Origin of the sequence: Agrobacterium larrymoorei (assembly GCF_013322225.1) — a bacterium.
GTDB classification, from domain to species: Bacteria; Pseudomonadota; Alphaproteobacteria; order Rhizobiales; family Rhizobiaceae; genus Agrobacterium; species Agrobacterium larrymoorei_A.
Window position 1 is genome coordinate 54,303 of the sequence record NZ_JAAMFB010000007.1, and the last position, 22,099, is coordinate 76,401.

A 22,099-nucleotide genomic window follows, 5' to 3' on the forward strand; every position below is an offset into this window, starting at 1 on the left:
AAACATCGCGCGTAGCCACTCCCGCTCATCGGGCAGCAAGCAGCCATCACTTCGCATCTTTCAGGATGCGACCGTCCGCTTGGGTCTACTGGCCCCGCACTTCCAGGAGCCTGCTCTTACGGAATGTCATCATATCTCTAAATTAAACGTTACAAATTCAGTGTAAGGAGTTGCGTCCTATTTGATTATGTTTATCCAAGTATTTGAATAATATTTTATATTTAAGAATGCTTATTTTACTGTAGGTGATCGAATTGTCGTGGTTGACCGAAAAGGGTCGAACTGTCGGATCTAGGAGCCAGAATGATAAGGCACGTCGCACAATACTCGTCCGTGCAACCTGCTTGATCTCGATTTCGCATGGGCTGAGCCCTTCATCTTAAGCGAAAACGCCTTTAGCGGCGAATGACCAGTCTTTCCGCGTTCTGGCTCTCTTTAGGCAGTGTCGTTTCTTCCGGGGATGGGCTGAGGGTGTAGCGGTCTGCACGCCGCCAGCTCTCCACCCGCTCCTCGCATTGTGCCGGGTCGAGACTGTCCAGCATCAATTCGGCTCCGGTCATGTCGCCCTTGCGCGCTTTCAGATGCGGATAGAAGCATTCGATGACGAAGGCCGCATCGCCAAATTCCATGCCCAGACCCGTCAGCGTGGTCGCCAGTTGCTGGCCGGAAATGTCGAGCATGATCCGCTCCGAAAGCCAGTGGCTGGCGGATAGCGAATCTGACAACGCCACTGAAAACTGGCGGGCGTTTCGTTCCCGCGCAAAGCGCACCAACAGCGCTTCCTGAACGTCGGTCAGCCGGCGTATGCCCAGATTGTCTCCCGCAGTACGGCGGAACTGGTGCGCCATGGTGCGCAACTGGCGACGCAGGCTCTCCTCGCGCTCGGCAATGGCCTGTTCGGTTACCTGTATTTGATGGGTCGTCGTCGTTTCCAGCTCTTCGCTCGGTCTTACCGGCGCGCTGCGAGAATGGCGAAGTCCGACCAGCGCGTCGACGACGGTGGGAGAAAGATCGTCTCGGCGCACGATGGCGCGGGCATGTGCCGAGCCCTGGGTGCGGGCAATGGCGATCAATGTTTCGTCACGCAGTGCTTTGGAAGATACGAGAAAGGGCGCGGCCAGCGAAATGGGCTGGCTTGCGATGAAGAAGGCCACTGCGGAAGGCACATTAGGATTTTGCGACAGTGCCGCTATCGCTTCTCTCTTGGCCTCAATCGTGGATGCGGAAAACACCGGCAGAAACAGCTCTGCAAACTGGCGCAATTCCGATTTGGTTGGATGAGAAAGCCCTTCAAAACTCGATACCGTGGCCATCAGCACCACATCTTTCTTCCGTTCGGCGCTTGGCCTTTCAAGTTCTCGAAACCGGTCTGTCAACGCACTACCCAACAAGACGCAAAACAATACAATTCGCGCAAATTAGAACAAACGTGTTGACGTCCTGTTAACCACCCACGGGGCAAAGCCCGTTTTTCGAACTATGCACAACAATTTTTTAAGAAAGAATTTTCGGGAAAGGCATCGCGTGGCGGGCAGCGGAAGGTTTCGTGCCGCGCTGTAAGATCACTCGCGCCGTCTGCTGCTCGATATTGACAATCTGCGCCAGTGAATAAGCGGGGTACGCCGTTGCACGATAATAATGTGAAGACGACCCCTGACCGTCATCATGGCGGCTGAAAAACCTTAAATCTGAGTCTTCAGCGGTCCGTCAAAAGCCTATCCACTCAAGATCTGACGGGTCATATCCTGTGCAATCGAAAATTGCCTATCGATTACAAAGACTTCTCTTCGGTTGATGCTGGCTGGCTGAGCGATTGCGAAATCTGGCCTCTAAAAATCATCTTAGCGCGTAGGCAAAATTTTAACGTGCTTCTGCCCTCGTCATATTAGCGTTAACGAAGGATTAACCTGTCCGTGATTGTAATCTGTGTGCAGACGCTGGATTCGGTGCTAATTTAGTACCTTGCTAAGCGGCGCAAGAAGCAACAATATCGTCTATGTCCGTGAGGCTGTAGCTGCTGTTGCGACACATGCCAGTTCGTGGACTGGAATACCCGATGGTTGGGTTTATGGCATGCTGCGTTGGTGAATACCGGCGCTCTTTATCAAAAAACAAAACACGTCATGCCTTGCGAAAGGAGAAGATCATGGCAGACATCATATCGTTTCAGGCGGCACTACGCCGTTTTCACAAGGTTGCCGACGCGGTAAATCCGCCTGCGGGGCCGGCCCAGCTTCTGTTCTTCACCGGTGTACGCTATGAGCGCAGGGAAGTGGAAGCCGCGAAGAAGTCACGCAAGCGCAAGACGGCCATCAGCGGAGCGGATGCGGCAGCGCATTCCTGAGCGGCAGACATTTTTGAGTTCTTACCGCCACGGCGTCGGCTCGCACTTCGCCTCGCTTAAAAACCTGTTTGCTTCTTCCACGAAGCTTGCCTGTGGCACCATGCTGCGCAACACGGCATAGCCCTTTTCCCGATCTGCTTCCACGAGAATGGATTTCGATAGCCTTTCCGGCTGGGCCTTGCGAATGCTCGCAAGCTGCACCTGGCTTGCAATCAGGATATCCAGTTCGCCGCCCGCTGATGTGCGGTCATTCATGCTGAATATCTCATTCGATGCGCTATCGAAAATGGCGACGGACCAGAACGGGACCGCGCCGAACCCTGCGAGCCGGACCGGCTGTTCCTCGACATCGAAAGTGCATATCGCGACGCGCATGAAGGGGTCGCCGCTGGTCAGTTGCGCCCTGTCGGTTGTGTCGTCCAGCAGGTGGAAACGATGCTGCGGCCCTTCCGACAAGGCGCGCGTATAGGCATCCCTGTTGGAAAAATGCGGAATAGAAAACAGGATGACCAGATGCAGCACGGCCGCGCCCACAAGGCCGGTAAAGATCGCAAACAGAACCCTAAGCATTGCCGCATCCTGTCTTGCGAATTTCAGGCATGGCGATGTCGATCAGCCCGGTGCTGCTCGCAACCGGCGTATCCAGCAATGTCAGAACAAGCTTGAAATTGCCGTTTTTCGGCACTGCCAGCCAATTATAGGTCTGCGCATCGGAAGCAACGGTAAGCGTCATGCCGCTTTCCTGCCCATGCAGCAGCGTTCGGGAATTCAGCGCCACCGGTCGCCCGGAGCCATCATCAAGAAGGTTGCCCTGTTGATCTGCCACATAAAGCGTCCAGAAACGGGAAGGGGGAACGGTTCCCTTCAGGCTGTAGTGGCACCCGCCGCTCAAGCGCTGGCCGTCGCTGTCATTGCTTGCGGTAAAAGTCAGGCCTTCGGCCGTCCCATACAAAAGCTTGCCTGCATCCGCCCTGTGCGACTTGGCATAGGGGTCGGCCTCCAGCGTCTGTGCTTCGGGAAAGGCATCCCACGCGCCGATCTTGATCGAACCGAACCCGGTTGTAGCCTCGAGCGCGGCGAAGGTGGAAAAAACTCCACCGCCGAATGCTATGATGAGCGAGATGGCAACAAGAAATGGAACTCGAAACACACTGTTTTCCCGTTTTGAAACAGCGTCAGGGTTAGCATTGATTCTAAAGCATGTCGCGCAAAAGTGTGTAGTGGTTTTGCGATAACGACATGCTTGGGCAAAGATTCATGTCGCGCAAAAGTGTGTAGCGGTTTTGCGATAAGGAGGTGAATTGCCGCGCGAAAAGACGCGCGGCAGCCGGGCTTATTCGTGGATAGTGTAGGAGCCCATTTCGCAGAGATCCTGCTTGTCGGTGGTGGTGTCGAGGTCTGAACCCTCTTCGAATTCGAAGCGCATGTCATAGCGGCAGACGCTGCGGCCATCCGCAATGGTGATTTCGATGCTTTCGCCCGGTTCCAGCACCTGCTCACCGAAGACATCGTCTTCCCACTCGTTAACGCCAACCGGAGAAGTATAAAAGCGGGTAAGAACGGAATTCGTACCGTTTTTCAGCGTGAAGGTAAGGTCTTCAGCTTTGGCGACTGCAGAAATCGAAAGCAGAATTGCCGATGTTGCGAGAAATATGCGGGCCTTCTTCATGTTTTCCCCCAGAAAACAAAATGGATATCAGAAATAAGAACTCCATTTAGAGAGGGCGAAGGCAAAAAGTAAAGTATGCGTGATATGAATATTCAACGATATCGTTAAAATCGCAGGCTCACATGGTCCGGCTCCGTACCGCTTTGCGGACTGGTAGGCGTGGCGCATTTTTGTTAGCGTCCCCCACGTTTCAGTAGAATCGAGGTGCCGGTATGCCCAAAAGCAGTTCGCACGAAAACGAGACCAAAACGCCTTCGACAAACCTTCCCGATGCTTCGGCTGGGGGCGCTGACCATCCGGCCTCCCGGCTGATCGATGAGCGGATCGCCGAATTGAAGGACTGGCGTGGCGACACACTCGCCCGCATCCGCGCCCTCATTCACGAAGCAGACGCACAGGTGGAAGAAGACTGGAAATGGCGTGGCGTCCCTGTTTGGTCCCACGCGGGCATCATCTGCACCGGCGAGACGTACAAATCCGTGGTGAAGCTCACCTTTGCCCACGGCGCATCGCTGGACGATCCGTTGAACCTGTTCAACTCCAGTCTCGAAGGCAACACGCGCCGCGCCATCGACATTCATGAGGGGGAAGAGATTGAGGCGCAGGGCTTCAAGGAGCTAGTCATGGCCGCCATCCAATTTAACGAGAAGAAAGCGGCCACTAAGTGGAAGAAGCAGGTTTGATAGCGAGGGGTCATCCTCAATTGCTCAGATGACCCTCACTTCTCAATTCGCAGGCACGGTTTGCCCCGGCGTTGCTGGGGCGGGCGCTGCCGGTGCAGGCTGCACGGGATTCGTTATTGGCGGCGTCGCAGGTGCACTTTCTGCGGGCGCCGCGGCCGGAGCGCTGGCGGCAACCCCTCCCGAAATATCATCCGTCGCAATCGGCGTCGGCGTTACCGCGCCATCTGCGGCGGCCACGCGCCACACCGTGTTTCCGGCATCGTCGGCCACCAGCAGCGCGCCGGTGCCATCGATGCCGACGCCCACGGGGCGGCCTCTGGCCTTGTCGCCCTGAATGAAGCCGGTCACGACATCCTGCGTTTTACCGGTCGGTTTGCCGTTTTCGAACGGCACGAAGGTCACGCGATAACCGTTGAACGCAGTGCGGTTCCAGCTGCCATGTTCACCGATGAAAGCGCCGTTCTGGTAAGGTGCGGGCAGGGCGGAGTTGAGCGAGAAGGTGAGCCCAAGCGCCGCGACGTGGCTGGAAAGCGCGTAATCGGGCTTGATCGCCTTTTCCACCATGTCAGGCCGTGGCGGATAGACGCGGGCGTCCACATGGTTGCCGTAATAACTCCATGGCCAGCCGTAAAAGCCGCCTTCCTTCACCGAGGTCATGTAGTCGGGAACGAGGTTCGGCCCAAGCTCGTCACGCTCGTTGATGACGGCCCAGAGCTCCTTGCTTTCCGGGTTAAAAGCAAGGCCGTTGGGGTTGCGCAGGCCAGAGGCGAACAGTCTGAACGCGCCGGTCTGCCGGTCCACCTCAAGGATGGCGGCGCGGTTCTTCTCCGCTTCCAACCCATTTTCGGTGATGTTCGAGTTCGAGCCGACCGATACATAAAGCTTCGTTCCATCCGGGCTCAGCGCCAGATCTTTCGTCCAGTGGTGGTTGATCGGCCCACCCGGAAGCGGTGTCAAAACCCGCGGCTCGGCGGTAATCTCATTCTGGCCAAGCTGATAGGGATAGGCGAGGATTTCGTTGGAGGTCGCCACATAAAGCGTATTGTCGGCAAAGGCGACGCCAAATGGGGAATCGAGCTTGGTCAGAAGATCGTGCCGCTCATCCACCGTGCCGTCCCGGTTGGTGTCGCGCAGCAGCGTGATGATGTTGCTTTCCTTTGGCGTGCCGCCCGTTTCGCCATGGGCAATGGACATGATCCAGCCGCGGATGATGTCTTTCGGGCGCGAAGAGGATTGCCCACCCTCCGGCGCACGCGATTGCACCACCAGCACATCGCCATTGGGCAACGTGTGAACCGTGCGCGGATTGACCAGATCCTTCTGGTAGACCGTTACCTTCAAGCCATCCGGTACGGTCGGCGTCTCGCCATCCTTCCAGCCGATCACCTCGGCCACCTTTAGGTCCGGGATCAATGTGCGCGAGGGTTCCGGTAGAACCGGGTCCGCGCCTACCTGCGTGGAGGTATCGAAATTGCCGTTATCCTCGCTGCACGCGGGAAGAATAAGTGCGACGCCGGTCAGGAGCAGGGCGGGAACAAGTATACGGGAATTCATGATCATACTCTCCAAGCCAGACGCGCATATTTGCCGGTGGACGACGCAACGGCCATCAACGAAACCGCGAAGGTGACGGCGGACAGGATCAACCCATAAGGCACCACCGCCGTCCACCCATCACCCGCGTGAACAAGGCTATTTGCAAAGGCCAGCACCAGCATCACGACAAACAGCAGAATGGACAGAAACGAAGGCCGCATAGGCCGCGTGCGTCGACGTAACAGGTCAAGCAACCCCGCCACTATCGCCAACCCACCGGCGACCAGTCCCGCAAACAGGAGCCACGCCGAAAAACTCGACCACATCAGATTGGCCGTCTGCCAAAACGCAACATCCGTCGCCAGCGCCAGCGAAAAACACACGAATGGAAAAGGCACGAAAAGAGACTGAAATGGATAGGCAGATGCTTCTCTGCGAGACACGTCATTCATGTCTGGGCTCCAACCGGGAAGGAAATGAACGCCCAAGTGCTTGAGGGGCTTGGCCGTTTTGGTGTCGAGATGAACGGTTGGGGAGGGGATTTGGTTGCGGTATCGAGCTTGAGCGTTTCAGAAACGCAAGCTTACTGTAGCCACTGACGAAAACACTGTCGCGAGTATGGAGAATCATATTATCCATGGCTCGGACAGGGGTTGGTCATGCGGATACTTTACGAGCTACTGAAAATCGCAGTTGGCGTTGCCGTTGGTGCTTGCCTAGTGGTATTTTTAAACGTGAACCTCCATTTATTTAGTGATGGGGCAAGTGTTCAAAGTGTCGGGTTGAGTTACGCCGACCTAGCAGCGATCAATTTAACGGTCGCCACAGTGGTACTAGGCGCAGTAGCTCTAATAGTCGGTGTGGTAGCGGTATTTGGTTTTCAAATTATCCGTTCTGAGTCTGTGTCGAATGCTGAGCAACGTGTTTTGAAAGAAATGCCCCAAATGGTTGAGCGAGAGCTTGGTAGAATGGAGAAAAATGGTGGCTTAGGCCGCGCGATGGAACGCGTTATTTACTCCGGTGGTTCAGACCATGACGATGGGAGTCAAACGACTCCTGAAGCATAAAGAGGTCTAAAAATGGCAACTAAAACGAAAGAGTGGCAAAAGATTAAGCATGCCGACCGTGATATTATCGAGAAGTATTTGAATCAAGTGCCCGTGAAATTAGGCGCGATTGCTAGAGAATTAGGAATTGACGTTAAGTTGTCCTCACTTCCTATGAATGTATCCGGCCAAATTGCGAAAACATTAGACGGGTATGAGATAAAGATTAATAGGCATGAGAGTCGTCAAAGGCAGCGCTTTACTCTTGCTCACGAAATAGCACACTTTTTGATACATCGTGAAACTATAGATAGGCTGGGTGGTACATTAACTGACAATGTGCTTTACCGGTCGGGAGCATCAGAAAGTATCGAATATGAGGCTAATCGGCTCGCATCTCAGATAGTTATGCCCGATAGTGCTTTAGAGGAAGCGTATTCACGCTACGGCGCTAACATCAGCGAGAGTGTAGTAGAAGCTCTTGCGGAGCAGTTCGGAGTTTCCAAAGCGGCGATGGAAATACGAATGGCGGCTTGAGTCTGTTAGCAAAAGGTGGGCAATGGCAGTCGATATATCAAATCTCAATTACGTTCCTACGCTTGCCGTTAGGTCAAGCGAAATGAATGGATTGGAGCGGCTTCCAGCTGCGTCAAAGGATCGATTGCAACCGACTTTCTTATTAGCGCCGTGGCCAAATGCGACAGAACTCATGCGGACAGTTGATCGTGTTCAAAGGGCGTTTCCAAGTAGGCCTTTCTTTCTAGATATAGATAGAGACTACGAAATTACCAATATGGATGCTGCCGCGCAGCAGCATTGGCTTGAGCTACAGGATCCGGCTAACAGTTACGCAAATTGGATTGGGTTTGTTGAAGGTGTTACAACTGCTAGTCCATGTCTCCAAATTGCTGGTCTAACGCACGCCTCAATTGCTGAGCAAATTGGCGCATTTCAGGAGATGGGCAGGACATTTGCTCTTCGTATTGAGCTGCAGAGATTTCCGCCAAATCTCAGCCAAGCTATCACTGCGATTAATGAGATTGGTTCAGCAGATTATGCCGTAATCTTAGATGCAGGGTGGATACACGATACTCAACCAACTAGGTTGAGGATAGCTAATTTGATTAGCAACCAGCTAAGTGGCATCGACGCCGAAATTCCTTTGGTAGTTTCGTACACCACTATACCAAAGGGTTTTGCGGAGGTCGAGGGCGCGGAGTTCGAGGCGTTCGATAACCGACAATGTATTTCTGAACTCGTTCAACTAACAAACCGACAACGCATAATTTACGGGGATTGGGGCAGCACGAGGCCGCGTGAAAGAGGCATTGCTAGTAGGCCAAAGCCCAGGATTGATTTAGCTCTTCGGGATGGTTGGCTGTCTGCGCGTAATAAGCCGGAAGACTGGGACTACGACGATGCCGCAAATCAAGTGCTAAGCAATCCTCGATGGCAAGAAGTTGATGGTCTAGGCGTTTGGGGAGAGTTTATGATTCGCCAAACGGCAATTAGTCCTAATCTAGGAATAAATTCACCGCAAAAAAACGTGGCTGCTAGGGTAAATCTTCATCTGCATACTCAAGCCTTTTATAACGATGGTGACATAAGGGGAATTAATCTTGACGAACAGTGGGAGGATTAACGGTGTGTTTGGTGGGCACCTTAGAGTTCCGCACCGAGTTCAAACCTACCGCTTCACCCCATCCGTCCCAACTTCTGCCACCCTCTGCGTCGTCAGCGAAGGCGCAGACGCCTCCTTCAACTGCTTGCCAATCGAACGAATGACCCTTGTCGCTTCTGCCGAAAGCGAGCGTGGGCGGGTCAGCGCTGGCAGGGCGTTGGCGTCTGCGGAGGCTATCGCTGCGCCGGCTGCTGGTTGTGGGCGCGAGCCGGTGGGCAGAGGGTTCTGGATGCCGGGGATGGGGCGCAGCTCCATGCCCTGGTGGGCGTAGTCCATCAGGCGTTTGAAGGTCATGGCGGGCAGCGCGCCGCCGGTCATGTTGTTCATCGAGGTGAACTCGTCGTTACCGAACCAGACGGCGGTGGTGTAGTTGCCGGTAAAGCCGACATACCATGCGTCGCGGTACGCCTGAGAGGTGCCGGTCTTGCCGCCGGAGACGATGCCGTTTTCCAGAGCGCCGCGTCTGGCGGTGCCTTCCACCGGGATCGTCACCAGCATGCGGTTCATCTTGGAGTTGGCTTCTTCCGAAAGAACGCGGTGCGCAGGCTGCTCGTCTCGGTCGAAATCGTAGAGAACCTTGCCCTCGTAATCCAGCACCTGCTCGATGCCATGTCGGCGGGACTGCATGCCGTTTGCCGGAAATACCGCATACGCCGTTGCCTGATCCAGCACCGTCACTTCCGATGTGCCGAGCGGAATCGTCTTGTCCGTGCGCAGCGGTGTGGCGACACCCATGGCTTTGGCGGTATCGGCAATCACCTGCGTTCCCAGCACGTCCTTGGCCAGACGAACAGGCACGGTGTTGTAGGATTTCGCCAGCGCCACCTGCAACGTAACCTTGCCCGCATAGGAGCGGCCATAATTCTGCGGAGACCAGCCGCGCCATGTGACCGGCGCATCGGAAATCAGCGTTTCCGGCTTGTAACCCTTCTCCATGGCGGCGGAATAGGTATAGACCTTGAAGGACGAGCCCGGCTGGCGCATGGCTGCGGTCGCGCGGTTGAACTGGCTTTCGCCGTAATCGCGCCCGCCGACCATGGCTCGGATGCCGCCGCCATTTTCGATCATCACCATCGCGCCCTGCTTGACCTTATAGCCCTCTCCGAATTCGCGCAGACTGCCTTCCATGGCCTGCTCGGCGGCCTGTTGCAGGCCGGTGTCGATGGTGGTGCGGACCACGACCGTGTGATCCTTGATCTTGCCCTCCTTGGCCAGACGCTGAACCTCATCGAAGGCCCAGTCTAGGAAGTAATCCGGCGCCTGCACCTCTTCGCGGTCGATGACGGTTGCCGGGTTGCGGCGTGCGCCGACGACCTGACCCTCGGTCATCAACCCGCCCTGCACGAGGTTGGAAAGCACCGTGTTGGCGCGGGCACGCGCTGCGGGAAGGTTCACATGCGGCGCATATTTCGCCGGGGCCTTGAACAGACCGGCCAGAATGGCGGATTCCGCCAGCGTCACATCCGTCAGGTTCTTGCCGAAATAAAACTGCGCTGCCGCAGCCGCGCCGAATGTGCCGCCGCCCATATAGGCGCGGTCGAGATAGAGTGCGAGGATCTCCTTCTTCGACATGTTGGCTTCCAGCCACAATGCCAGGAAAGCTTCCTTGATCTTGCGTTCCAGCGAGCGTTCGTTTGTCAGAAACAAGTTCTTTGCCAACTGCTGCGTCAGCGTGGAGCCGCCCTGCACGACGCCGCCTGCGCGGGCATTCTCGCTCATGGCGCGGGCAAGACCGATGAAATCGATGCCGAAATGGTCGAAGAAGCGACGGTCTTCCGTTGCCAGAACCGCCTTGATGAAGTGATCCGGCATCTGGTCGATGGGCACGGAATCTTCGTGGATGATGCCGCGATGGCCGATGGTATTGCCGTAGCGATCGAGGAATGTCACGGCGAAGTCACCGCGATAACGCCAGTCTGTTTTGGTTTCCTCGAAAGCGGGCAGCGCCAGCGCCAGCATGACGACAGAGCCCGCGACACCAACCGTCAGCGCATCGTCGGCAATGTTGATGACGAACTTCTTCCAGCCGCGCACATGCAGCTTGCGGGAAACGATGGTGACTTCTTCCCAGAAGTCAAAAACACGGGATGCAGCGGTCCAGAGGCTGGAATCGATCCATGAATCGATCCTCAGCAGAATATGGCGTTTACGGCGCGCCGGTTTGTTGTTTTTATCTTCCTGCAACTGAAACGAATTCCTGTTCGATGTGGCGAGTGTACGCTTGACGCGATAAGCTTGCGCGGGTCATTCCTCACCACCACTCTGCCGGATTCAAGAGATATCTTATAATCCGGTCGATTGCGATACGACAAAACGGGTTAGGCCATGTTGTCGCCTGATGCAGCAAAATGAAACGGAAATATTAACGATGAGTGACGCGCCGTTCTGGAAAACCAAATCGCTGGCGCAAATGAGTAACAGCGAGTGGGAAAGCCTGTGCGATGGCTGTGGTCTCTGTTGCCTCAACAAGCTGGAAGACTGGAATACGGGCGAGGTGGTGTTCACCTCCGTCGGCTGCCAGCTTCTGGATGGAGAAAGCTGTCGTTGCTCCGATTACGAAAACCGCTTCGCAACCGTGCCGGATTGCATCCAGCTCAACCTCAAGCTCGTCAACGAAATCGGCTGGCTACCACCCACCTGCGCCTACGCGCTGGTGCGGGATGGGCATGATCTCTACTGGTGGCACCATCTCGTCTCCGGCGACCCGGAAACGGTGCATGTCGCAGGCATCTCGGCGCGCGGACGCACGGTGAACGAGCGTGATGTCAAGGTCGACGATTTCGAGGATTACGTGGTGGACTGGCCGCTGACCGTGGGCGAAAGGCCGGAGGCGCAGCAGCGGGGGTGAGGTGATGTCCGTTTATGGCCAGTTGCGGACGACGATGTTACACTGGGTTATTGCAAGTGGCGCAAAATGGTCTCAACAAGACTATTCAGTCGACTGTTCGCTGCCGCGATGCGCAGCGACAAATATTTTGACGGCCGAGCGACAGTAGGCATTGATCTCTTCGTCGTCCAACGCTTTTTCCTCATCGAAGCGCGCGATCATCAAAAGATCGGATCCTTTCATAAGCGCGCCGAACAAGCGGGCAGACTGGAGCGGATCGGGCACGTTCAGTAGTGCCTTCGCGTGCAACCGACGCAACAGTCCCTCGATTTGCGCGATGATATGGGCGGGGCCTGCTTCATAATGTAGCTTGCTCAATGACTTCTGGTTAGGTGTTTCGGCCAGGACCATGGCTTCGACATTGCGCAACTCCGGGCGCAGAAGCGTGCGGAGCAGTGATGATCCCGCCGCCATGAGCTGATCTTCAGCTGAACCATTGATGCCCTCAAAAAGCTTCTCCGGCACTAACTGCTGGCAGCGGGCCGCAAACGCCGCGCCAAACAGCGCCTCCTTGTTCTCAAAATGCTTGTAAATACTGAGCTTGGAAATCTTCGCACGCTGGGCGACCATATCCAATGTCGCAGCATGAAATCCCAGCTCCTCAAAAAGTTCGCACGCGGCGTCGACGATCGTTTGGCTAAGCTCCTCGTTGACGGGCCGACCGCGTCGGTTCTGCACTATTTCATTCATGGCAATTACGATCCTTGACAGTATCATTATTCCAAATTACGATACCATTCAGTATCTAAAATATGCAAGTCAATTCCGCTGACGACGATCGAGAGGGTGCCATGCAACGAAGAGCAATGCTGAAGCTGGCTGCGCTTCCCGCCATTGGCATTCCTTTTGATCCAGTAACCGCAAAGTTTAATTCAGCTCTCTATCCGCAACACGGAGCCCACCATAATGAGCGACGTCATCATCATCGGCGGCAGCTTTGCTGGCCTCGCCGCTGCTCTGCAACTTGGCCGTGCTCGCCGCAAGGTCATTGTTCTCGACACCGGCCTTCAGCGAAACAGATTTGCCGGCCGCTCGCACGGTGTGCTCGGCCACGACCACAAGCCACCATCGGCAATTCTTGCTGAGGCGCGGCAGCAACTCGCGCGCTATCCTGCGATCAAAATGGTCAATGCCCGCGCCGAGGGCGTCTCGGGTACGATCGACAATTTCTCCGTGCTGACTGGCGACGGCGAGACCCTCAATGCACGCCGCCTGATCCTGAGCTATGGCGTCGTTGACCAAATGCCTGATGTTCCGGGTTTTGCCGAGAGTTGGGGCACATCCGTTATCCCATGCCCCTATTGCGATGGCTTCGAAGTAGCCGACCAGCATTGGGGTCTCGTGTGGTCTGGCCCGCAGTCGATGAATCAGGTCAGGTTGTTTCACGATTGGACCGACAGGTTGACTGTCTTTGGCAATGGTCACGACGTCACGCCCGATCTTCGAGCAGATCTGGAGCGTCGCGCCACACCTGTCGTTGATGGCCGTATCACCGAAATCGCACGCCGTGGAACCCACGGGGCCACCATTAAGCTCGATACCGGACCAGATGCCGCTATCGACATACTGTTCGCGCATCCGCGCAACAAGCCGTCTGCAAGCCTTCATGACACACTGGGCCTCGCCACGGTCAACACGCCGACTGGCATCGCCCTTAAGACCGACGAACGTCGCGAAACCAGCATGCCCGGAATCTATGCCGCAGGTGACCTGGCCAATCCCGGCATCCCTTCGGTCACCACGGCAACATGGCAAGGCGCGATGGCCGGTATCTTCGCTCAGCAGTCGATGCTCACTTGAAAATATAGATACCGTCCAGAAGGCAATCAATGTTGCAAGCCTGGGCGCGACCACTCACGCTCCTTGATCGCGCCCATTCTATACGCGCCCGCGCCTCGGCTGCGGTCTTGCCGCGCTCGTGGACAGCCACGGTATGACCACTTTAGTCCGATTTCAGGAAACGATCACTGGTTGCACATAGTCTCAACTTATCGCGTGCAGCAATCTTTGCTTGGTGATATTTACCCCATCACCCCGCAGCAACCGGTCGCATGATACCTCCCGTCCAATTCCTGCCGCATCGATCCTGTAATCCGCTTCCCACTTTCATTCTGCCCGTTACCGGCTATGCTGCATTGCCGGATAGTCAAGGACCATGCATGCGCCAGAGCCTAGCGCTTCTTCTGCCAATCTGCCTCATTGCAGCGGGTGCGCCAGCGCACGCTCAGTCATCATCGCAATCGCAGGCGCAACCTCAATCCCAACCCCAATCAGTGCCGACCTTCGAATGCACGCTGGTCACATCGGTTGAAACGGGTGCCGTCATCAACCAGCAGGGCAGCTGTGACAGACGCGTTTCTCCTGCCTCCACCTTCAAGCTGCCACTGGCTCTGATCGGTTATGATGCGGGTATCTTGCAGGATGAGTTCAATCCGGTCTGGGAGTGGCAAAAGGGCATGGATGCTGCGCCGGGTGAGCGCAAGAAGGTTGACCCTACGACCTGGCAGAAGGAATCCATTCGCTGGTATTCCCGCGAAATCACCAGCCGTCTCGGCCCTGAAAAATTCGCTTCCTATGTCAAGCGCCTCGGTTTCGGCAATGCCGATGTGGCGGGTGAGGCGGGGAAGAATAACGGCCTGACGGACGCCTGGGTCGGCGCGTCGCTGGAGATTTCGCCCGTGGAGCAGGTCGGCTTCATGCGCCGGCTGTTGGGCAACAACCTGCCGTTTTCGCGCGATGCGCAGAACAAGGCCAAAGCCATCGTCCCGCTCTATGACGGCGCGGAAGCATGGAACGCCCATGGCACCACCGGCAGCGGCAACCTGAAAGGCCCGGATGGCAAGCCAGACCCCAACCGCCCCTTCGGCTGGTTCGTGGGCTGGGCGGAGCGTGAAGGCCAGCACATCGTCTTTGCACGCCTGCGCGTGGCCGACAAGCCCTCTGATCAGCCCATGGGCGATGTGGTGCGTGGGGAGTTCCTGCGGGATATTCAGCGTTTTGCGGTGCACCGGTAATGGACCGGCTCCCTCCGATTTCATCTATACACGCCGAGCCGGTGTGACGTTTATATCCCTTCGCTTACGCATCTCCCTGCAATGCCGGGGATGTGATCCGGGCCTATGTTGAGATGAAGGATCGATTGCGCCACAAGCAATTCGATAGATTCTTCGAGTAAACATCATGTCCGATTCCCACAATATTTCCCGGCGCGCCTTTGTACTGGGCTCGATTTCACTCACTTCGGCGCTGGCGGGCTGCACGACGGCGGCGAAGCCGACCGTTGTTCCTCAGGTTGCGCGCAGGCCCATCGTTGCGCCGGATGAGGCGGAACTGAGTGCGCGCTACGCAAGCGTGGAAGATGGCGGTCATGTCATTCCGGCTGTTCCCTATCAGAAGATCGATCCCAAATATTACCGCCAGCGTGTGCTCGATCCCACGGGCGAGAAACCCGGTACGGTCGTGGTCGATACGCCGGGCTGCTTTCTTTACGTCGTGGAGCCGGGCGGCACGGCCATGCGCTATGGCGTTGGCATCGGGCGGGAAGGGTTTGCCTGGCAGGGTGAAGGCATCGTCCACTGGCGGCAGCCTTGGCCGCGCTGGAAGGTGCCGGACGACATGATCGCCCGTCAGCCAAGCCTCGCCCGCTATTCGGTTGAAAACGGCGGAATGGAGCCGGGTATCAAAAACCCGCTTGGTGCCCGCGCGCTCTACATCTTTCAGGATGGCAAGGACACCCTATACCGTCTGCACGGTTCACCGGACTGGGCTTCCATCGGTAAGGCGGCATCTTCCGGCTGTGTTCGTCTGCTCAATCAGGACGCCATCGATCTCTACACCCGCGTTCCTTATCACGCGCGCATCGTAGTGCGGCAGGGGCCGATGAACGCGGCGACGGTTTAAGGCGGCTTGGAACCGGGCCTTTTGGATTGGCTCTCTCAGCCTCGTGATTTTATCTCAATCACTGCTTGACCTTCCCATGATGGGAAGGACTACATAGGGGTGAGTTACACCAACTCCCCCTGTGGAATACGACATGAACGAGACGATAAGACTTAATTCATCTGCCGAACCCCTCTCCATCCCCGTGGAGGGCATGACCTGTGCATCCTGTGTGCGGCGGGTGGAAACCGCCGCTGCCAAGGTGCCGGGGGTGGGGGCGAGTTCGGTCAATTTTGCAACGAAGAAGCTGACGGTTGAGCCTGCGGACGGGTTTTCGGCAAAGATGCTGGCCGCTGCCGTGAAGAAGATAGGTTACGAGGTTGCACCCCACAGGCACGAGCTTTTCGCGGAGGGCCTAAAGAGCGCGGCCGAAGCGGCGCGGCTGAAGGCCGTACTGGAGGCGATTGCGACGGTACTGGAGGTGCATGTCGATGCGTCCGGTAAGGTCACCGTCAAAGGCATGGGCGGTGCACGCGAGCGTGACATGCTGGTTGAGACTGCGGCAGCGGCGGGCATCACCCTTGGAAAACAACCCCGCGAAACACAGGGTCATTCCCACGCGAAAGACGCTTCGCACCATGATGGGCATCAACATTCTGCAGGCCGCAATGCGGGTGACCACGACCACATGCAGCATGTAGGCGATGAGACGAAACTGAAGCGCGATGTCGCTGTCGCCGCAATGCTCACCGCGCCGCTTTTCGTGCTGGAAATGGGCGGGCATGTATATGAGCCCATGCATCACTGGCTGATGGGCGTCATCGACACGCAAAATCTTTATTACATATATTTTCTGCTGGCGACGGCTGTCATTTTCGGTCCCGGTTTGCGCTTCCTGAAAAGCGGAATTCCGGCCCTGCTGCATGGTGCGCCGGAGATGAATTCGCTGGTCGCACTTGGTGTCAGTGCCGCCTATCTCTATTCGCTGGTTACAACGTTCGCGCCCGGTGTGCTGCCTGAAAATGCGCGTCACGTCTATTACGAGGCGGCGACGGTCATCGTGACGCTGATACTGATCGGGCTGCTGCTGGAAGCCCGCGCCAGTGGCAAAACCGGGGATGCGATCCGCAAGCTTGCCAGCCTTCAGGGCAAGGCTGCGCGCGTGGAGCGCAACGGAGAAACGCTTGAGATTTCGCCAGATGACGTGCAGGTGGGCGATATCATTGTCATCCGCCCCGGCGAACGTCTGGCTGTCGATGGCGACGTGATCGAAGGCCGCTCCCATGTCGATGAATCGATGATCTCGGGCGAGCCCGTGCCGGTGGAAAAGACGGCGGGCAGCCATGTGGTGGGCGGCACGGTCAACGGAACCGGCGCGTTCAGGTACAAGGCGACGAAGGTCGGCGCGGAAACGATGCTCGCCAATATCATCCGGCTTGTCGAACAGGCACAGGGTTCGAAATTGCCCATCCAGTTGCTGGTGGACAAGGTCACAGCGCTGTTCGTGCCTGTCGTCATCGGTATTGGGGTGTTGACCTTCATCCTCTGGGCGATCTTCGGGCGGGAGCCTGCCTACACTTTCGCGCTCATCAATGCGGTTGCTGTCCTCATCATCGCCTGCCCCTGCGCCATGGGGCTGGCCACGCCTACCTCCATCATGGTCGGCACGGGGCGGGCGGCGGAACTCGGTGTGTTATTCCGCATGGGTGAGGCGTTGCAGCAGCTTCGCGCCGCGCAGATCGTGGTTCTGGACAAGACCGGCACGGTGACCAAGGGCAGGCCGGAATTGACCGATCTGGTGTTGACCGAAGGTTTTGGTGAGGACGAGGTTTTGCGGTTGGTGGCTGCGGTTGAGGCTCGCTCCGAGCATCCGATTGCGCAGGCGATCGTGCGGGCTGCGAGGGAGAAGGTTGCGACCCCTGCACGACTCGAACCTGTGAACGTCTCCAACTTCCAAAGCATCACCGGCTACGGCATCTCAGCCATCGTGGACGGCCGCAAGGTGGAGGTTGGCGCGGACCGCTACATGCAGAAGCTCGGTCTTTCCGTTGGACCCTTCACTGAGACCGCACACAGGCTGGGCGACGAGGGCAAATCGCCGCTCTATGCCGCTATCGATGGCGTCCTGGCCGCAATCATCGCGGTTGCCGATCCGCTGAAACCTTCCAGCATCGAGGCCATCAGGGTTCTCAAAAATCTGGGTATCGAAGTGGCGATGGTCACTGGCGATAATGCGCGCACGGCAAAGGCTATCGCAAGACAGATCGGCATCGACCATGTGATTGCCGAAGTGTTGCCGGAGGGAAAGGTACAGGCGATCCATGATCTGCGCCGCGGGGCTAAGGTTCTGGCATTCGTGGGAGACGGTATCAACGATGCGCCCGCATTGGCCGAAGCGGATATCGGCATCGCCATCGGCACAGGCACGGACGTCGCCATCGAAAGCGCGGACGTGGTGCTGGTGGGTGGCGATCTGATGGGGGTCGTTCATGCTTTGAGCATGAGCCGCGCCACGATGCGCAACATCAGGCAAAACCTGTTCTGGGCTTTCGGCTACAACGTCGCGCTCATACCGGTTGCGGCGGGCGCGCTCTATCCGGCCTTCGGTATAACGCTTTCGCCGATGATCGGGGCAGGGGCCATGGCGCTCTCCTCCGTCTTCGTGCTGGGCAATGCGCTGCGGTTGAAAGGGGCAAAGGCATGAACATAGGCGAAGCATCCAGCGCCTCCGGCGTATCCGCCAAGATGATCCGCTACTACGAGCAGATCGGGCTTATCTCCCCGGCCACGCGGTCGGACAATAATTACCGGACCTATGGCGAGCAGGAGGTCCATAATCTCCGCTTCATCAAACGCGCGCGCACGCTTGGTTTCTCGCTGGAAGAAACCGAAACGCTGCTGAAACTCTGGCAGGACAAGGCGCGGGAAAGCTCGGCAGTCAAGCAAATCGCGCTTTCCCATGTCGCGGATCTGGAGCGCAAGATCGATGAAATGAGGAGCATGGTGAAAACGCTCTCGCACCTCGCCCATTGCTGTGGCGGCGACCATCGTCCTGACTGCCCCATTCTGGATGACCTCGCCGGAACCCCTGGCAAAACACAAAAGCAAAAGGAAAAACCATGACCCAGACCACATTCACCGTACCGGACATGACCTGCGGCCACTGCGAAAAAACCATTCGCGGGGCCCTGTCGGAGGCGTTGCCGGGAGCAGACGTAAGCATTGATCTCGCGGCCCATAGGGTCGTCGTTGCAGGTGATGCAGGAGCGGCGGAAGAGGCGATGCGGGAGGTTGGTTATAGCCCGGAGCGGGTGGGCTAGCTTGCCTTTCATGCAGATTGTGCTACATATGTAGCACATGATGTTGTTTATAACGCCTTAAAATAGTAGACGTCTTTTCCGACCTCTGCACTGTGGGGCGTTGTAGGGATCCTGGAGCATCGAATGACAGTAACAACCAAAATCAGACGTCAGGGTGGCGCGGCGGTTATGACCATTCCGCCGGCACTGCTCAAGCTTCTTGGCACGGAAGTAGGCTCGGAACTTGCTTTGGACATCGAGAACGGCAATCTTGTAGCCAGCCCTGTTCGCGCAACAAAAAAACGTTATTCGCTTGCTGAGCTTCTTGAGGGCGCTAACGAAATTGCGGAACTTAATGCCGATGCCAAGGCATGGGATGATGCCCCTCGTTTCGGTAATGAAGTGCTTTGATGGTTCGCAGTAACGTGCCCAAACGTGGTGACGTGTATCTCATCGATCTCAATCCTGTGGTCGGCAACGAGATGAAAGATGAGCATCGCTGCATTGTCATCACGCCCAAAGAGATCAACGCAGTTGGCTTGTGCCTCGTGGTGCCGGTAACGACTGGTGGAATGTTCACTCGCAAGGCGGGCCTTGCGGTGAACATTTCAGGCCACAAGACCACAGGTGTTGCCCTTTGTAATCAGGTGAGAAGCCTGGATATCGTCAGTCGCGTTTCAAATAAAAAAGCAAGATATATCGAAACCTTAGACGATGGAACGATGGGAGAAATCGTTGCGAGGGTCGTAAGCATGATCGACCCGGAGTAGCAAACAATCCGTTCAAGTTTTCCTGCTACACCTCGTCGAACGTCCCACCCTCACGCGAGGGATTGCGATTGATGACCCGTTCTTCCGCGTCGTCGGGCAGAGCATCATCGCTTTCCTGATAAGGGTCGTCGTCTGTCTCGACGTCTTCTTCCTGAAGTTCGTGTTCGAACTCCTGCGGAATTTCGCCTTTGGCGGGCAACTCATCGACATCCAGATCAGTGATGGCCTGATCGAGTGCGTCTTCGCTTTCCAGCAGTGGTTCGCGCGGGTCTACCATGGTTTCCTCCCTTTAAGACTGCGTCGTGGTGATGACGATCATTGCCATGTAGATGACGAAGGCCAGAATGCCGACGCCGGCTGTGGCGAGTATGACGCCCTTGCCCACCCGTTGCTTCTGCCCTCTGTTTTCATTGGGCTGCGTCTGAAAGTTGATGGGGTCGGCATCCTGAATCTTCGTCATCGGTCACTCCATATGTTGCCATCTCTGTGCAGCAAACGGAGAGGCCGGAGCATTAGTTCCTCCGTCACCTTATTGTTTCAGCGTCCACATCGTTGCATGCGCAATGGCGCCGTCAATGGATTTCAGATGGGCGGACTGGATGGGTTTGAGGCTGTCGATCCGCTTCGTGCCGACATAGCGGCCGTGGTCGGCAAAGACCTCGAGGGAGCCGTAATCGAGGAAGATGCGCAGCCGGTAAGGCCGCGCGCCTTCGGACAAATAGCGGGGCGAGGGCGCGCCGCGTCCGTCTTCATGGCGGATCCACAGGCCGGTCTCATCGCACACCACGGCCAGCCGCACATCCGGGTGCTCCAGTTCCAGCTCAAAGGGCAGGCCCGGCTTCGTCACTTCGAAGAGAATTTCCGCCGCGCCCGTTGGCAATGAAACCTTCTCGCCTGAGGCCAGACGGGTGCGATCCACGATTCGGTGGCGCAGGCTTTCCGCAGCGCCGATGGGCGGCGTCAGCAGCGCGCCATGGGAGTAATGCAGGCGGCGCGGCATGCTCATGGCGGAGGGGAAATCGATTTCCGGCGTGGCATCGGCCCAGTTGGCAAGCCAGCCGATACCCACGATGGTATCGCCATCCTGAAATGCCTGAAACGCATAGTTATCCGTACCGAAATCCAGTTCCTGACCGAATTCCTTGATGAATTTCCTGCCATCGAACCAGCCGACATCGGCCATGGTGAGGTTCTTGCGTCCGGTCGCCGGATCTTCGGAATGCATCAGGCCATAGAGCAGCACCCAGCGGGTGGAGCGGGCATTGGCCGGGCCATCCAGAGGCAGCAGGCAGGGGCATTCGATGGCAGTGGTCTTGTAGCGCGTTTCCACCCACAGCTTGCCCACATAGGTCCAGCCGGAAGCAGCTGTGGGGTCCTGCGTTTCATAGAGCAGAATGACGCCGCCCTCATCGCTCTGGCTGCCCAGCAGCATCTTCCAGAGGCCATCCGGGCCGCGAACGACATAAGGATCGCGGAAATCCGGCGTCAGGCCCTGCCCATCCGGGCGGTTTCCAAGGATAACTTCGGCCTGTCCTGCCATGATGAGGTCCGACGAGGTGGCGGTGAGCTGGATCTGCTGTTCAGGCACACGGTCCTGCACCTGCTCTGTAAAGAACACGCGAATACCGGTGCCTTCCACCAGCGGAATGGTGGAGCCGGAATAAGCGCCACCGCGCTTGTCCGGCCTTGTGGTCAGGTCTTCGGAGGGGAACAGAAAGATCGGCAGATGCCGCCAACGCAGGTAATCCGAAGACACCGCGTGGCCCCAATGCATGGTGTTCCAGCGAAGCCCGTGGGAGTAATGCTGATAGAACAGATGCGGGCGGCCCTCGAAACGCCCGAAGCCGTTCGGATCGTTCATCCAGCCGAATGGCGGGCGGAAATGGTAGCTATCCGGCAGGTCGGGTGCCGCATTATCGGGCTTGGTATGGACCACGGTGATGCCGGTTTCCAGCACGTCCGATGCGGTAAACCAGTAGATGACCGAAACGGCGGTCGTTACCGTGTCATAGCTCAGTTCTACTCGGCCGCCGCCGAAGACCTGATAGATGCGAAAGCTGAATTCCTCGATATTGGTGGTCGAAACCTCCGCAAACTTGCCATTGGCATTGGAAAACGAAACCGAACCCGGCTCCTCCGCCTTCTTCGCCTTCAGCCAGACGTGGAACGTGGCATTGACCGGAAGATCCGTCTGAATGGTGCGGATTGCGCTTTCGACATCCTGTGCGGCGGTCTCTACGGGCAAAGCAGTATCATTCATCCCAATATCCTTTCGCTTTTCAAATCAATGCTCGAGAATAGGAAT

25 protein-coding genes are annotated in these 22,099 nt (G+C 56.8%); 14 read left to right on the top strand and 11 right to left on the bottom strand.

Annotated features, from left to right (window positions below; all coding sequences use genetic code 11):
* Positions 1–395: 395 nt before the first annotated feature.
* On the bottom strand, positions 396–1,376 hold the full coding sequence (locus G6L28_RS03485; protein ID WP_234902458.1) for a DUF2336 domain-containing protein: 981 nt from the start codon (positions 1,374–1,376) through the stop codon (positions 396–398).
* A 770-nt stretch (positions 1,377–2,146) separates the two neighbouring features.
* On the opposite strand from G6L28_RS03485, the gene G6L28_RS03490 reads away from it, so the two are divergent.
* Positions 2,147–2,344, top strand: a complete 198-nt coding sequence (locus G6L28_RS03490) for a hypothetical protein (RefSeq protein WP_174062399.1) — start codon at positions 2,147–2,149, stop codon at positions 2,342–2,344.
* Between the two features lie 21 nt (positions 2,345–2,365).
* Here the strand turns inward: G6L28_RS03490 and G6L28_RS03495 are convergent, their stop codons facing one another.
* From G6L28_RS03495 to G6L28_RS03505, 3 genes are all read right to left on the bottom strand, one after another.
* Complete coding sequence (locus tag G6L28_RS03495; protein WP_174062400.1) at positions 2,366–2,914, bottom strand: DUF1254 domain-containing protein; 549 nt, start codon at positions 2,912–2,914, stop codon at positions 2,366–2,368.
* On the bottom strand, positions 2,907–3,494 hold the full coding sequence (locus tag G6L28_RS03500) for a DUF1214 domain-containing protein (RefSeq protein ID WP_174062401.1): 588 nt from the start codon (positions 3,492–3,494) through the stop codon (positions 2,907–2,909). Before G6L28_RS03500 ends, G6L28_RS03495 begins: the two co-directional genes overlap by 8 nt.
* 183 nt (positions 3,495–3,677) lie before the next feature.
* Positions 3,678–4,013 (bottom strand): hypothetical protein, encoded by a 336-nt coding sequence (locus G6L28_RS03505; protein ID WP_174062402.1) that lies wholly within the window; start codon positions 4,011–4,013, stop codon positions 3,678–3,680.
* 212 nt (positions 4,014–4,225) lie between these two features.
* On the opposite strand from G6L28_RS03505, the gene G6L28_RS03510 reads away from it, so the two are divergent.
* Positions 4,226–4,696, top strand: a complete 471-nt coding sequence (locus tag G6L28_RS03510) for a DUF1801 domain-containing protein (RefSeq protein ID WP_174062403.1) — start codon at positions 4,226–4,228, stop codon at positions 4,694–4,696.
* Between the two features lie 42 nt (positions 4,697–4,738).
* Here the strand turns inward: G6L28_RS03510 and G6L28_RS03515 are convergent, their stop codons facing one another.
* Positions 4,739–6,250 carry a PQQ-dependent sugar dehydrogenase gene (locus G6L28_RS03515; protein ID WP_425292647.1) on the bottom strand — a complete coding sequence of 504 codons (1,512 nt, stop codon included), beginning with the start codon at positions 6,248–6,250 and terminating at the stop codon, positions 4,739–4,741.
* Between the two features lie 2 nt (positions 6,251–6,252).
* On the bottom strand, positions 6,253–6,684 hold the full coding sequence (locus tag G6L28_RS03520) for a DUF2231 domain-containing protein (protein WP_174062404.1): 432 nt from the start codon (positions 6,682–6,684) through the stop codon (positions 6,253–6,255).
* Positions 6,685–6,891: 207 nt separating this feature from the next.
* On the opposite strand from G6L28_RS03520, the gene G6L28_RS03525 reads away from it, so the two are divergent.
* Genes G6L28_RS03525 through G6L28_RS03535 form a run of 3 tightly spaced genes read left to right on the top strand, consistent with a single transcriptional unit; the run spans position 6,892 to position 8,920 of the window.
* A complete protein-coding gene (locus tag G6L28_RS03525; protein WP_174062405.1) occupies positions 6,892–7,299 on the top strand; it encodes a hypothetical protein in 408 nt (135 codons plus the stop codon).
* A 12-nt stretch (positions 7,300–7,311) separates the two neighbouring features.
* Complete coding sequence (locus G6L28_RS03530; protein ID WP_202033519.1) at positions 7,312–7,815, top strand: ImmA/IrrE family metallo-endopeptidase; 504 nt, start codon at positions 7,312–7,314, stop codon at positions 7,813–7,815.
* Between the two features lie 22 nt (positions 7,816–7,837).
* Positions 7,838–8,920, top strand: coding sequence for a beta family protein (locus tag G6L28_RS03535; RefSeq protein ID WP_174062406.1), 1,083 nt, complete (start codon positions 7,838–7,840; stop codon positions 8,918–8,920).
* A 45-nt stretch (positions 8,921–8,965) separates the two neighbouring features.
* Here G6L28_RS03535 and G6L28_RS03540 read toward each other — a convergent pair whose 3' ends face one another.
* Positions 8,966–11,143 (bottom strand): transglycosylase domain-containing protein, encoded by a 2,178-nt coding sequence (locus G6L28_RS03540; RefSeq protein WP_174062407.1) that lies wholly within the window; start codon positions 11,141–11,143, stop codon positions 8,966–8,968.
* Between the two features lie 184 nt (positions 11,144–11,327).
* Here G6L28_RS03540 and G6L28_RS03545 point away from each other — a divergent pair, with 184 nt between their 5' ends.
* Positions 11,328–11,807, top strand: a complete 480-nt coding sequence (locus G6L28_RS03545; protein ID WP_174062408.1) for a YcgN family cysteine cluster protein — start codon at positions 11,328–11,330, stop codon at positions 11,805–11,807.
* Positions 11,808–11,888: 81 nt separating this feature from the next.
* Here the strand turns inward: G6L28_RS03545 and G6L28_RS03550 are convergent, their stop codons facing one another.
* On the bottom strand, positions 11,889–12,536 hold the full coding sequence (locus G6L28_RS03550; RefSeq protein WP_174062409.1) for a TetR/AcrR family transcriptional regulator: 648 nt from the start codon (positions 12,534–12,536) through the stop codon (positions 11,889–11,891).
* A gap of 216 nt (positions 12,537–12,752) precedes the next feature.
* Between G6L28_RS03550 and G6L28_RS03555 the strand changes: the two genes are divergently transcribed.
* The 8 genes from G6L28_RS03555 (at position 12,753) to G6L28_RS03590 (ending at position 19,794) form a co-directional block, all read left to right on the top strand.
* Complete coding sequence (locus G6L28_RS03555) at positions 12,753–13,646, top strand: NAD(P)/FAD-dependent oxidoreductase (RefSeq protein WP_174062410.1); 894 nt, start codon at positions 12,753–12,755, stop codon at positions 13,644–13,646.
* A gap of 359 nt (positions 13,647–14,005) precedes the next feature.
* The gene (blaOXA, locus tag G6L28_RS03560) at positions 14,006–14,860 is read left to right on the top strand and encodes a class D beta-lactamase (RefSeq protein WP_174062411.1); all 855 of its coding nucleotides are present in this window, start codon (positions 14,006–14,008) and stop codon (positions 14,858–14,860) included.
* A gap of 166 nt (positions 14,861–15,026) precedes the next feature.
* Entirely contained in the window at positions 15,027–15,746 is a 720-nt protein-coding gene (locus G6L28_RS03565; protein WP_174062412.1) for a L,D-transpeptidase, read from the top strand.
* A gap of 133 nt (positions 15,747–15,879) precedes the next feature.
* Positions 15,880–18,429, top strand: a complete 2,550-nt coding sequence (locus G6L28_RS03570) for a heavy metal translocating P-type ATPase (protein ID WP_174062413.1) — start codon at positions 15,880–15,882, stop codon at positions 18,427–18,429.
* Entirely contained in the window at positions 18,426–18,848 is a 423-nt protein-coding gene (gene cueR / locus G6L28_RS03575; protein ID WP_174062414.1) for a Cu(I)-responsive transcriptional regulator, read from the top strand. The genes G6L28_RS03570 and cueR overlap by 4 nt, the downstream gene beginning before the upstream one ends.
* Positions 18,845–19,045: a heavy-metal-associated domain-containing protein gene (locus G6L28_RS03580; RefSeq protein WP_174062415.1), complete on the top strand. Its 201-nt coding sequence runs from the start codon at positions 18,845–18,847 to the stop codon at positions 19,043–19,045. The genes cueR and G6L28_RS03580 overlap by 4 nt, the downstream gene beginning before the upstream one ends.
* 123 nt (positions 19,046–19,168) lie before the next feature.
* Positions 19,169–19,435 (top strand): AbrB/MazE/SpoVT family DNA-binding domain-containing protein, encoded by a 267-nt coding sequence (locus tag G6L28_RS03585; RefSeq protein WP_174062416.1) that lies wholly within the window; start codon positions 19,169–19,171, stop codon positions 19,433–19,435.
* Positions 19,435–19,794 (top strand): type II toxin-antitoxin system PemK/MazF family toxin, encoded by a 360-nt coding sequence (locus G6L28_RS03590; protein ID WP_174062417.1) that lies wholly within the window; start codon positions 19,435–19,437, stop codon positions 19,792–19,794. Before G6L28_RS03585 ends, G6L28_RS03590 begins: the two co-directional genes overlap by 1 nt.
* A gap of 25 nt (positions 19,795–19,819) precedes the next feature.
* On the opposite strand, the gene G6L28_RS03595 is transcribed toward G6L28_RS03590, so the two are convergent.
* The 3 genes from G6L28_RS03595 to G6L28_RS03605 all read right to left on the bottom strand — a co-directional run bounded on the left by G6L28_RS03595 (position 19,820) and on the right by G6L28_RS03605 (position 22,054).
* Positions 19,820–20,071 carry a hypothetical protein gene (locus G6L28_RS03595; protein ID WP_174062418.1) on the bottom strand — a complete coding sequence of 84 codons (252 nt, stop codon included), beginning with the start codon at positions 20,069–20,071 and terminating at the stop codon, positions 19,820–19,822.
* A gap of 12 nt (positions 20,072–20,083) precedes the next feature.
* Positions 20,084–20,254 (bottom strand): hypothetical protein, encoded by a 171-nt coding sequence (locus tag G6L28_RS03600; protein WP_174062419.1) that lies wholly within the window; start codon positions 20,252–20,254, stop codon positions 20,084–20,086.
* 69 nt (positions 20,255–20,323) lie between these two features.
* Positions 20,324–22,054, bottom strand: a complete 1,731-nt coding sequence (locus G6L28_RS03605; RefSeq protein WP_174062420.1) for a GH32 C-terminal domain-containing protein — start codon at positions 22,052–22,054, stop codon at positions 20,324–20,326.
* Positions 22,055–22,099 lie beyond the last annotated feature (45 nt).